This window comes from Aidingimonas halophila (assembly GCF_900106955.1).
GTDB classification, from domain to species: Bacteria; Pseudomonadota; Gammaproteobacteria; order Pseudomonadales; family Halomonadaceae; genus Aidingimonas; species Aidingimonas halophila.
The window spans coordinates 1-11,458 of sequence record NZ_FNNI01000003.1 but is presented as its reverse complement, the minus strand read 5'-3'; the positions used below and the strand labels follow the sequence as shown (position 1 = coordinate 11,458).

The following is an 11,458-nucleotide window of genomic DNA, read 5'->3' as shown; positions in this document are numbered from 1 at the left end:
ACGTCGTCAGACGTCTGCTGCGGAGTGATCAGCGGATCGGCGGTGCGTAATGGATGCCACCATCCGTCCACAGGCGGTTGACACCGCGCTCGATTTCTAGCGGGGAATCCATGCCCACGTTGCGATCATAACTTTCGGCGTAGTTACCGACTTGGGCAATGATGTTGTAGGCCCAATCGGCTTCCAGGCCCATTTCTTCACCGTAGTTACCGTCTTCACCTAGCAAGCGGGCGATACTGGGGTTCTCGGAATCGAGCATATCATCGACATTCTCGCTGTCGACCCCGTACTCCTCGGCATTGAGCATTGCGAACAGCGACCACTTGACGATGTTGAACCACTTGTCATCACCCTGGCGAACAACTGGGCCCAGCGGTTCCTTGGAGATGACTTCTGGCAATACTTCGGCGCTGTCGGGATCATCGAGCTGAATGCGCAGCGCCGCCAGCTGCGAGGTGTCCGAAGTCAGGACATCACAACGTCCGGCTTCGAACCCTCCCACAGTCTGTTCGGAGGTATCGAAAACGATGGGATCGAACTCCATGTCATTAGCGTCGAAGTAGTCGGCGAGGTTCAACTCGGTCGTCGTCCCGGATTGCACGCAAACGGAAGCGCCATCGAGTTCTTCTGCACTGGAAATGCCGATATCCTTCGAAACCAGAAAGCCCTGGCCGTCATAGAAGGTGACACCAGTGAAATTCAGTCCCAGTGTCGTGTCACGGGTGGTCGTCCAGGTAGTATTGCGTGACAGTACATCAACTTCACCGGATTGCAGGGCGGTGAAGCGCTCCTGGGCAGTCAATGAAGTATACGTCACGGCCTCGGAGTCACCAAACACGGCGGCAGCAACCGCTCGGCAGACGTCAACATCGATCCCTTGCCAGTTGCCGTCGTCGTCAGGGGCCGAGAATCCCGGCAACCCATCACTGACACCACATCGAACTTCGCCCCGATCGAGGGTGTCCTCCAACGTATCAGCTTGAGCCAGGCCCACGGACCCCAGGGTCAAGGCTGCGGCAGATGTCATCAGTACCAAGGCATTCTTGTTGTATCTCATTAGATTCCCTCGCGATGATGGAATTGTTGTTGATTTGACGTTTCATGCCGTCTGGGCATGTTCGTTTTTTATCAAGCAATAACCGTTCCTAAAATTAGCGTTGCCTTGATAGTGAGGGCAGCGGAAAGCCTTTGAAGCGCCCGTGCGATGGATTTCTCTGTACACATTCGTTCGATGTAACTGGCAAGTGGCATGACTTGCACCAAAAACGTCCATTGTCAGAGCACGGCGTCATGACCTGCCTGTAACAAACCGACACGTTGAGATTATCTGAGCATCGGCCAGGCATGTGCTATCAGGGCGAGCCATGACGTCGATCAACGAGACAGCTCGACCATATGCGGTAGCTGCCATGAACGCGGTCGCCATTTAGGGTGCCATGTTTGAATGAGCTATCCTGACATGGGCGGGTAACGAGAGTGGCGCGCGTCATGCCGACTCGGCCGTCACCGAGGCTTGGTTCGTGAACCCGTTCAATCGGAGAGCACTGCATGGATACGTCGACTACGGAGTTTCATTCCGCCGATGAGGTACCGCTACAGGCGCCATCCCGCGAGATCTGGGACAGCAAGTACCGCCTCAAGGACCGTCATCAACGACCGGTCGAGCAGGATGTGACCGACACCTATGAACGGGTGGCGCGGGCGCTGGCCGCGGTCGAAGGCGATCAGGCCGATGTCTGGCTGCCCAAATTTCGCTGGGCCCTGGAAAATGGTGCGATCCCCGCCGGTCGGATCCTGTCCAATGCCGGGGCCGATGACTACAAGCCAGCGGTCAGCCTGATCAACTGTACCGTGTCGCGCACCATCCACGACAACATGCACGATATCCTGGATTCGGTGGTGGATGCCGGCATGACGCTGAAGAGTGGCGCCGGCATCGGTTATGACTTTTCCACCCTGCGGCACAAGGGAGCCTTCGTGTTCGGGGCCGGCGCCGGTACGAATGGGCCGCTGGCGTTCATGGATGTACACGACAAGATGTGCTTCACGGTGGCCTCTGCAGGTGGCCGGCGTGGCGCCCAGATGGCGACGTTCGATGTCGGCCATCCCGATGTCGAGGACTTCATCCAGGCCAAGCGCGAACCCGGCAGGTTGCGCCAATTCAATCTGAGTCTGTTGATCACCGATGAATTCATCGAAGCGGTCAAGCAGGATACCGACTGGCACCTGGCGTTCCCCCTGCACCCCGCCGAAAAACCGGACGTCACCGACGACGACATCATCTACCGTGACTGGCCTGTCGTTGAAGAGGGCTATACCGCCGATGACGAGGGCCGGGTGGCGTGCCGGATCGTCAGCACCGTCAAGGCCAGGGCGTTGTGGGATACCATCATGCGCGCGACCTACGACTATGCCGAGCCGGGCTTCATCCTGATCGATCAGGTCAACCGCATGAACAACAACTGGTTCTGCGAGGAGATACGCGCGACCAATCCGTGCGGTGAGCAGCCATTGCCTCCCGAGGGCGCCTGCCTGCTGGGGTCGGTCAATCTGACGCGGTTCGTGCTGGAGCCGTTCAGCGACCGGGCGCGTTTCGATTGGGATCGTTATCGCCAGGTCGTGGCGATCTTCACGCGCATGCTCGACAACGTGGTGGAGATCGCCGGCCTGCCGCTGGAAGGGCAGCGGCGTGAACTGGAGGCCAAGCGTCGCCACGGCATGGGCTTCCTGGGGTTGGGGTCGACGCTGACCATGCTCAGGATGCCGTATGGATCGCCGGAATCGCTCACGTTCACCGACGAGCTGGGCCGTGCGCTGGCAGTCGAAGGCTGGCGTCAGGCACTGGAGCTGGCACGTGAGAAGGGCATGGCACCGGTGCTGGCCGACGCTTACGAGCTTACGCCGAAGATGCTGCGTAGTCGCCCCCAGCTCAAGGCGGACGGTTACGAAGTGGGCGACAGGGTCCCCGGTCGCATTCTGCATGCCCGTTACAGCGAGTACATGCGCAGGATCGCCGAGGTCGAGCCCGAGTTGGTGACGGCACTGGCCGAGCAGGGCGCGCGGTTTACTCATCACTCGTCGATCGCCCCGACAGGCACGATCAGCCTGTCGATGGGGAATAACGCGTCCAACGGCATCGAGCCGTCGTTCTCGCATCGCTATTTCCGCAACGTCATCCGCTCGGGGAAGAAGACCAAGGATCAGGTCGAAGTCGTGTCCTTCGAGCTGGCTGCCTATCGCCATTTCGTCGCGCCGGACGCCGTGGAGAGCGACCTGCCCGACTATTTCGTGACGGCCGAGGCGGTCACTCCCGAACAGCACGTGGCAGTGCAGGCGGCGGCACAGACCTGGATCGATTCGGCGATCTCCAAGACCGTCAATGTGCCCACCGACTTCCCTTATGAGCAGTTCAAGGACCTCTATCTGCAGGCCTATGAGAAACGCCTCAAGGGGTGCACGACCTTCCGCTTCAATCCCGAGGCCTTTCAGGGTGTGCTGGTTCGCGAGACGGACTTGCAGAACACCACCTACGTCTTCGAACTGGAAAACGGCGAGACGCTGGAACTCAAGGGCGATGAAAAAGTGATCTATGACGGGGAAGAGCACACCGCCGCCAATCTCTATGAAGGATTGAAGGAGGGCACTTATGGCAAATGGTAATCATCAAGGAGCTTGCTGATGGCCGTCGAGATCCAATCGAAGATCGTGTCCTATCACGTCAAGCAAGCTGCGGCGTCGCCTCCACCGGCTGATGAGGACCCGCTGACGGTACGGATTCCTTCGCGGCCCGAAGGGACGCTGGAAGCCGTGTCCGAAAAGATCGCCTACGTCGGCGCCGAAGGACGCAAGAAGGTCTATGTATTGGTCTCCTTCATGCCGGTGGAAGGGGTGTTGGATGGCAAGCGCGTGGTGATCGAACGGCCGGTGGAGTTCTTCTTCCCCTCCGGACAGCTGTCCAGCGAGCATCAATGGATCACGGCGACCATGCGCAGTCTGTCTCTGGCGGCGCGCGGCGGTTACGTCACCCAGGCACTGGCGGATCTGCGCAAGGTGGCCTGGGACAAGGGGCTGGTGCGCTGCGGCGTCAACCGCTGGGGCAAGCCGATGTTTCACGACTCCGAAGTGGCGGCGATCGCCTGGTCCATTCAGCAGATACTCTATCGTCGCGGCTTCGTCGATATCGACGGCAATCAGGTCCCCGTCGAAGAGCTGGTGCGACGCTATTCCCATCGCTTCACCCATGGCACCCCCTGGCAGGCGCCGGAACCGGAGGAGGTCGCGCGTCAGGAGCAAGCTGCCGAGGCGGCGGCCGGTGGTCCTGCCGTGGTGGGGCATTGTCCCGAATGCAACGGTGAACTGATCATGATGGATGGCTGCCCGACCTGCTATGCAGGCTGTGGTTGGTCGCAGTGCGGATGATGATGAGAGGACGGCAGGCACGAATGCTCAACCAACGTGGTCTGAGATATCTCAATGAGGTCGTTCGACGCGGCTCGCTGCGACGCGCGGCGGTCCACCTCGATGTCGATGCGTCAGCGGTCAGCCGACAGATACGCGCGCTGGAAGAGACCTTGGGCGTGACCCTATGTGAGCGTGACAGCGATGGTATGCGTGCCACCGAGGCGGGCAAATTGCTGATCGAGTATCACCATACGCAACGGGCCGCCGAGGAAGCGGTGCTGTCGCGACTGATGGCAATCCAGTCGCTGGAACGGGGTGAAGTCCGCATTGCGGTCGGCGAGGGCTTTATTGCCGACCTGATTTCGGCACCGCTGCAAACCTTCATGTCGACGTTTCAGGCGATCGAGATCGAGGTTCGCATGGCCGGGGTCAACGAGGCCATGTCGCTGGTCAAGGATCGTGAAGTCGATCTGGCCCTGCTCTATGCCCCGCCTGTCGACCCGCTGTTGACGTGCCACGTGGAAACCCGTCAGCCCCTGGATCTCATCGTTCCCCCCGATCATCCCCTGCTGACGCTCGATCGCCCCGTGGCGCTGGCCGATCTGACGGATTGGCCGCTGGGTCTGATGGACAACCCCTTCGGCATGAGGCAAATGGTCAACATGGTGGCGCAGCAGGAACGTGTCCACTTGCAATCCCGGTTGCACACCAATTCAGTTGCGGTATTGAAGAACTTCGTACGTTCCGGCATGGGGATTACCTTCATGCCGGAACTGACGGTCATGGAGGAGTTGCGTAACGGTGACATGCGCGTTCTGCCAATGTCGCATCCGGCGCTGAGTGGCGCGCGGGCGCAGATCGTCAGCCGATCGGGGCAGGAATTGACAGTGGCCGCCGATGCCTGTGTGGCCCACTTGCGTCGCGGTATGCGTTTCTTCAATGCCGATGCCCCACGGCTATTGGATGCACTAGATGTTGCAAAAAAGACAACGCATTCATCATTGCATAGTCAACAGGTCAATACCTAGGCTCCTGATACCGCGTTGGTACAACGCCTGAACCACCACCTCGAGTGACAACAACAAGGAGATCCATGATGATCGTCACACCGCGTTTTTCTTTGGCTGCCATGACGAGCGCCTGCCTGTTGGGTAGCCTGATGCTGGCCGGCACCGCCCAGGCTGCTACCACTGTCGATCTGGGGTATAACGGTGCGCCCGACCCGGAAAAGAACGCCGTGCATGTGTTCGCCACGAATCTCAAGGAACTGGTCGAGGAAAAGACCGACGGCGAAATCGAGCTGAACCTCTATCCCAACAGTCAGTTGGGCGAGGAAGAGGAGCGCATGGAACAGACCATGAGCTCGCCGACCCTCAACATCGCGTCGTTTGCCGGCATGTCCCCATTGGTGCCGGAAATCTTCGTCAGTGCGATACCTTTCCTGTTCGACGATTTCGAGGCGGCCCGCGAATTCTTCGACGAAGGTGAGTATTGGCAGGAACTCGAAGCGGCGCTGCATGAACGTACCGGTATCGAGATGCTGGCCGTCGTCGAAGAGGGCGGCTTCCTGGCCTTCACCAACGATGAACGGCCGATCCACTCGCCTGACGATTTCGAAGGCCTGCGTTTCCGCGCCATGGATCCAAGCCAGGTGGCGCTTTATGAGTCGTTCGGGGCCTCAGGTACGCCGATTCCCTGGACCGAGGTCTATACCGCGCTGCGCAGCGGAGTGGCCGACGGGCAGATGAATCCGCCGATGTACATCATCATGGGTAGCCTCTATGAAGTGCAGGACCACCTGACTCTCGCCAACATTCAGTATTCGGACCAGTTCCTGGTCGGTAACGGCGACATGATCGAGAGCTGGGATGACGATCTCCGCGACGCGTTCATGGAAGCCGTCGATGAAGCCACTATCATGGCGCGTGAGCACAATGAGGCAATGGTCGACGAGCGCATCGCCTACCTTGAAGAGGAAGGCATGGAGATCGTGCGCCCTGAAGAGGCGGATATCGAGGCCTTCCGTGAAGCTGGCCAGCCGGCTTACCTCGAGTGGCTGACCGAGGAAGAGGGTATCGACCAGCGCTGGATCGACATGGCGCTGGAAGATGCCGGGATGACCCATCTGCTGGACGACTGATACGTCGATCACGTTCTGGCTGACCGGTGGGAGGTGACTACCTGCTGGTCAGCACTGTTTTCAAGGAAATATCATGACGTCGCTGCGTTCTCGGGTGCTGGCGATCAGTCGACCTGTGTCGCTGTCCATTGCCGGCGCCTTGTTGTTCATCGATTTGGCCGTGATTCTATACGGTGTCTTCACGCGCTATCTGCTGGGCGGCGCGCCGATCTGGACCGATGAACTGGCGCGCTTTCTGATCATCGGTTGCGTGATGCTGGCGGCCGGCGCCGTCTGGGTCGAAGGCGGCCATATGCGGGTGGCACTGGCCGAGCGCTTGTTGCCCGCTCCCTTGTCCCGTTTGCTCAACCTCTACCAGTGGTTGCTGACCGTGATTGTGGCTGTGGGGGGAGCGATCATCAGCTACCGTTACGCCTTGTCGGTATCGATGTTCACCTCATCGGGGCTAGGCATCAGCCGTACCATCCCGATGCTCTCACTGCCGATCGGCTTCGCGCTGCTGGCCTGGCATGCGCTCTGGTATGGGCCGGCCCCGCTCCCCACCGTGGAGGATTCGGCATGACTCTGGCGATGTTTGCCGTCTTTCTGGTCCATGTGCTGTTGGGACTGCCACTGTTCATCTCGTTGCTGGTCACGGCTCTGGTCGGCTTCCTGTTCGTCGATCCCGGCATGATTCCAAGGCTGGTGCCGCAGCAGTTCTTCGGCGGGATCAATGCCTTTTCGCTGATGGCGATTCCCCTGTTCATCCTGGCGGGGAATCTGATGAATGCCAGTAGCCTGACCGAGCGGCTAATGGGGTTGGCCCGGCTGCTGGTCGGGCACCTGCGCGGGGGCATGGGGCATGTCAATGTGGTCTCCAGCGTGTTCTTTGCCGGCGTCAATGGCTCGGCCGTGGCGGATACCTCGGCACTGGGGTCGCTGCTGGTGCCGGCGATGCGCAAGGAGGGGTACTCCACGGCATTCGCGGCGGGCCTGACGGCCGGTAGTTCATTGATCGGCCCGATCATCCCGCCGAGCATCTTCATGATTCTCTATGCCTCCCTGACCAATACGTCAGTGGGGGATCTGTTTCTGGCTGGTGTCATACCGGGGTTGATCCTGGGATTGGCTTTCATGGGCATGAATGTCTGGTACGCCTGGCGCCAGGGGCTGAGCAAGCGAAGTGCCCTGCCCGGTCTGCGTGAGCTGGCGATCGCGACAATTGCAGCCTTCCCGGCGTTGATCGCCCCCTTCATCATCGTGGCCGGTATCGTCATGGGCTTCGTGACACCGACGGAGTCCGGCGCGTTGACGGCGCTCTATGTCGCCTTTTGCGGACGTCTGTTGGGGCAACTCGGCCTCACGGAACTGCGCAGGGCGATCGTCGATACCGCTCGGCTGACCTCCGCGATCTTCCTGATCATGGCAGCCTCCGCGGTGGTCAGTTGGCTGCTGGGTTATGCGGAAGTGCCGGAAACCTTCGTCGCTCTGCTGGAACCGTTCGCCGATCAGCAGATCATGGTGTTGTTGATGCTCAGTCTGGTGACGTTTGTAACGGGCATGTTCATGGAGGAAGTGTCGGCGCTGATGCTGTTGACGCCGATTTTCTCGCCGGTCGCGATGATGGCGGGGATCGATCCGGTCCATCTGGGCATCATCATCACGCTGAACATCACCATCGCCCTGATTACACCGCCCATGGGGGCCTGCGTTTTCGTGGCTGCTGCCGTGAGTCGTCTGGAGATCGTCTCGCTGTTCCGTACCATCTGGCCGTTCGTGCTCACGGCGTTGCTGGTACTCATACTCTTGATCGTGTTTCCGTCACTGACGCTGTGGCTACCGGCGGTACTGGGTTAGACATTATCTAGGGAATCAAATCATGACGGAACCTGACGCCAACGACCATCCTGTGCTACCGGCGTGCCCAGTTATTCCATCCCGGGAGCATCCGGATTGGGCCGTGGTCGCTCGCATCCCGATCGACGCCAGCAACGAACCGTTGGTGCCGGTCAGTCTCGCCCCGGAGCCCATCAAGGTCTTTCCCGCCTATGCCCATGGAGGCCTGCCCGGTGCCGTTGGGGAATGCTATCTGCGCGAGAGTGTCTATCGGCGCTTGCTGCGGGCGGCACGTTCACTGCCGACGGGATTCGGACTTGTCGTCCTGGATGGCTGGCGGCCCTGGCGGGTACAGCAATATCTGTTCGATACGCTTTATGCGACGATCCAGGACAAGCACAGCGAACTCGATGAGGCCGAGCTGATGCGACGCACACGCGAGTTCGTCTCTCTTCCCAGCCGCGACCCCTCGGCCCCGAGCCCGCACCTGACCGGTGGGGCGGTGGATGTGACGCTGTGTGATGCCGATGGCCTGATGCTCGATATGGGAACCGCCTTCGATGAGGCGATGCCCGGCTCTCATGCCGATTACCTCGAAACGCTGACGACGCTGGACACACGCCAACGCCAGGCGCGTGACCGGCGGCGTCTGCTGTACCACGCCATGCTGGCGGAAGGCTTTACTAACCTGCCGAGCGAATGGTGGCACTTCGATTACGGTGATCAATTATGGGCGCATTACAGTGGCCATTCACGCGCACATTATGGGCCCACTGAACCGGAAACGATCGAAAGTCGCTGGCGCCGGCAGTTGTAGTCATCGATCTCCTGGCGGTAAATATGTCGCTAAACGTCGATTAAATGTCTGGTAATGTCATGTGTTGGCATCTGACACGGCCACACTGTACGCACATGCTAGTCAACAAGAGAGGAAAACCGATGTTTCAGCCCATGACATTGCGCCGTTTGGCGAGTACGACCCTGCTGTTGCCGATGCTGGTTGCTTCCCAGGTCCAGGCTCAGGACGACACCGTGGATTTCGGTGTACCACCCTGGCCCGGAGTGACCGTCAAGTCGGAAGTCGCCGCCCAATTGCTCGATGCCATGGGTTATGAGGTCAAGCAAGAAGAATTGTCGGTCAATGTGATTCTCAGTGCCCTGACTCAGGAAGATATCGATGTCTATCTTGGCGGCTGGTACCCGGTTCAGGAGGAGATGATCGAACCGCTCGAGGCTGATGGTAAAGTCATCAAGACGGCCGCCAACATCGATGGAGCTATGTCCGGGCTGGTGGTACCGAGCTATGTCCATGACGCGGGTGTCGAGACCGTGGCCGACCTCAATGACCATTACGATCGTTTCGATGGAGAGGTCCAGGGAATCGAGGCCGGGACCGGCGTGAATGAGGCGATTCTCAACGCCATCGACGAAGATCTGGCCGGTCTGGGTGACTGGACTTTGCGGGAAAGCTCGACCTCGGCCATGTTGGCGCAGGCCGAGCAGAAGATGGATGACGAGGAGTGGGTCACGTTCGTCGGTTGGGAACCTCACTGGATGAATGTGAGCTTCGACCTGGTCTACCTCGAAGATTCCGACGATTCGGGTGTGGCGGAAATCGAAAGTACCGTCTGGACGGTCGTACCGGCCTCTCAGAAGGAAAGCGATCCTGAGCTCTTTCGCTTCATGTCCCAGTACGTCGTCTCTATCGAAGATCAGAATGAATGGGTTCACGAGCACAGCTACGAGGATATCCCCGCCGATGAAGTGGCTTCCACCTGGATCGGCGACCATCTCGATACGGTGGAAGGGTGGCTCGACGGCGTAGCAGCCCGCGATGGTACATCGGCCATCGAGGCGGTACGTGCCGAGTTTGAATAACCGCGTTTGTCGATCACTTGCCCTCATGCTTTCGACCGGTCATTCTGATCGGTCGAAGTGTTGTGAGATACGGTCATGCGACTCGCCTATAACGGCCCCACCCCGGAACCGGTGGGATTTCTTCTGCTGCCGCGCTTTTCCATGATGGCCTTCTTTTCGGCCGTTGAACCGCTGCGTATTGCCAATCGCGTCGCCGGTCGGCCGCTATTCGACTGGACGCTGATCAGTGCCGATGGTGAGCCGGTCAGCGCCTCCAACGGCATGACACTGCTGGTCGATCAGTCGATACATGACGTGCATCATTTGCCGTCACTGGCAGTCTGCAGTGGTTTTCAGCCCGAGGCTCACCTGACCCGGCCGCTCATGGCCTGGCTGCACCGACTCGACCAGGCCGGATGTGTCCTCGGTGGGCTGGATACCGGCTGCTTCCTGCTGGCCGAAGCGGGCTTGCTGGCCGGCGAACGCGTGACGCTTCATTGGGAGAGCCTGCCGGCATTTCGGGAGCGCTTTCCGGCGATCAGCACATCCGATGAACTGTTCGAATTGGGCAAGCGCCGTTTTTCCTGTGCCGGTGGGGCGGCAGCCATGGATATGGCACTGGAGGTGATCGCACGTCGACACGGCTCCCGTCTTGCCATCGATGTATCCGAACAGTTGATTCATGAACGTATTCGTACCCGCAGTGACCAGCAGCGCATGACGCTGGCACGCCGCTTGGGGACGCACAAACGTCGCTTGGTGGAGGCGGTAGCGTTGATGGAGCAACATTTGGAAGCTCCCCTGCCGCTGGCGGACATCGCTCAGCATAGTGGCGTATCCGTCCGCCAATTACAGCGGCTGTTCGAGCAGGAACTCGCCAGTTCACCTCGTCAGTGGTATCTGGGGCTTCGCCTGGCTCGGGCCTGGCATCTGCTGACCGAAACCGACCTGGATATCCTGGCGATTGGCCTGGCCTGTGGATTCAGCTCAAGTTCCAGTTTCTCCCGTGCATTTCGAGCTCAATACGGGCAGTCGCCTCGTCAGTTGCGTCAGCGGCATGGATGATGGTCTCGTTGTTGAACTTTGTAAGAGATCTCTGACACGATTTTAATCGATCGGCCAACGACGGCAGGCGCCAGGGCTTGGTAAGGTGCCGCTCGTCCATGGAAGGACGGCCTTGAGTCCCATTCGGTCAACGCAGGGAGGCGTTGTTCATGGCCCAGACCGGTCTACAGTTTACACTCG

At 59.6% G+C, this 11,458-nt stretch carries 10 protein-coding genes; 9 read left to right on the top strand and 1 reads right to left on the bottom strand.

Going from position 1 to position 11,458, the window contains the following annotated elements:
- Positions 1-28: 28 nt before the first annotated feature.
- Positions 29-1,057 (bottom strand): amino acid ABC transporter substrate-binding protein, encoded by a 1,029-nt coding sequence (locus BLW01_RS06025; protein ID WP_092568614.1) that lies wholly within the window; start codon positions 1,055-1,057, stop codon positions 29-31.
- 491 nt (positions 1,058-1,548) lie between these two features.
- On the opposite strand from BLW01_RS06025, the gene BLW01_RS06020 reads away from it, so the two are divergent.
- The 9 genes from BLW01_RS06020 to BLW01_RS05980 all read left to right on the top strand — a co-directional run bounded on the left by BLW01_RS06020 (position 1,549) and on the right by BLW01_RS05980 (position 11,278).
- Positions 1,549-3,660: an adenosylcobalamin-dependent ribonucleoside-diphosphate reductase gene (locus tag BLW01_RS06020; RefSeq protein WP_092568613.1), complete on the top strand. Its 2,112-nt coding sequence runs from the start codon at positions 1,549-1,551 to the stop codon at positions 3,658-3,660.
- An 18-nt stretch (positions 3,661-3,678) separates the two neighbouring features.
- Positions 3,679-4,419, top strand: a complete 741-nt coding sequence (locus tag BLW01_RS06015) for a ribonucleoside-diphosphate reductase (RefSeq protein ID WP_092568612.1) — start codon at positions 3,679-3,681, stop codon at positions 4,417-4,419.
- Positions 4,420-4,442: 23 nt separating this feature from the next.
- Positions 4,443-5,429, top strand: a complete 987-nt coding sequence (locus BLW01_RS06010) for a LysR family transcriptional regulator (RefSeq protein WP_092568611.1) — start codon at positions 4,443-4,445, stop codon at positions 5,427-5,429.
- Positions 5,430-5,494: 65 nt separating this feature from the next.
- Positions 5,495-6,541, top strand: coding sequence for a TRAP transporter substrate-binding protein (locus BLW01_RS06005; RefSeq protein ID WP_175529784.1), 1,047 nt, complete (start codon positions 5,495-5,497; stop codon positions 6,539-6,541).
- A 73-nt stretch (positions 6,542-6,614) separates the two neighbouring features.
- Entirely contained in the window at positions 6,615-7,103 is a 489-nt protein-coding gene (locus BLW01_RS06000) for a TRAP transporter small permease (protein ID WP_092568610.1), read from the top strand.
- On the top strand, positions 7,100-8,377 hold the full coding sequence (locus BLW01_RS05995; RefSeq protein ID WP_092568609.1) for a TRAP transporter large permease: 1,278 nt from the start codon (positions 7,100-7,102) through the stop codon (positions 8,375-8,377). Before BLW01_RS06000 ends, BLW01_RS05995 begins: the two co-directional genes overlap by 4 nt.
- Positions 8,378-8,399: 22 nt before the next feature.
- A complete protein-coding gene (locus tag BLW01_RS05990) occupies positions 8,400-9,173 on the top strand; it encodes a M15 family metallopeptidase (protein WP_092568608.1) in 774 nt (257 codons plus the stop codon).
- 122 nt (positions 9,174-9,295) lie between these two features.
- Positions 9,296-10,234 (top strand): ABC transporter substrate-binding protein, encoded by a 939-nt coding sequence (locus tag BLW01_RS05985; protein ID WP_092568607.1) that lies wholly within the window; start codon positions 9,296-9,298, stop codon positions 10,232-10,234.
- A gap of 75 nt (positions 10,235-10,309) precedes the next feature.
- Positions 10,310-11,278, top strand: a complete 969-nt coding sequence (locus BLW01_RS05980) for a GlxA family transcriptional regulator (protein ID WP_092568606.1) — start codon at positions 10,310-10,312, stop codon at positions 11,276-11,278.
- The last annotated feature ends 180 nt before the right edge of the window (positions 11,279-11,458 follow it).

Bases quoted from the DNA above. Each gene is read 5' to 3' on its own strand.
- BLW01_RS06025 (WP_092568614.1), bottom strand. From the start codon at position 1,057: ATGAGATACAACAAGAATGCCTTGGTACTGATGACATCTGCCGCAGCC.
- BLW01_RS06020 (WP_092568613.1), top strand. From the start codon at position 1,549: ATGGATACGTCGACTACGGAGTTTCATTCCGCCGATGAGGTACCGCTA.
- BLW01_RS06015 (WP_092568612.1), top strand. From the start codon at position 3,679: ATGGCCGTCGAGATCCAATCGAAGATCGTGTCCTATCACGTCAAGCAA.
- BLW01_RS06010 (WP_092568611.1), top strand. From the start codon at position 4,443: ATGCTCAACCAACGTGGTCTGAGATATCTCAATGAGGTCGTTCGACGC.
- BLW01_RS06005 (WP_175529784.1), top strand. From the start codon at position 5,495: ATGATGATCGTCACACCGCGTTTTTCTTTGGCTGCCATGACGAGCGCC.
- BLW01_RS06000 (WP_092568610.1), top strand. From the start codon at position 6,615: ATGACGTCGCTGCGTTCTCGGGTGCTGGCGATCAGTCGACCTGTGTCG.
- BLW01_RS05995 (WP_092568609.1), top strand. From the start codon at position 7,100: ATGACTCTGGCGATGTTTGCCGTCTTTCTGGTCCATGTGCTGTTGGGA.
- BLW01_RS05990 (WP_092568608.1), top strand. From the start codon at position 8,400: ATGACGGAACCTGACGCCAACGACCATCCTGTGCTACCGGCGTGCCCA.
- BLW01_RS05985 (WP_092568607.1), top strand. From the start codon at position 9,296: ATGTTTCAGCCCATGACATTGCGCCGTTTGGCGAGTACGACCCTGCTG.
- BLW01_RS05980 (WP_092568606.1), top strand. From the start codon at position 10,310: ATGCGACTCGCCTATAACGGCCCCACCCCGGAACCGGTGGGATTTCTT.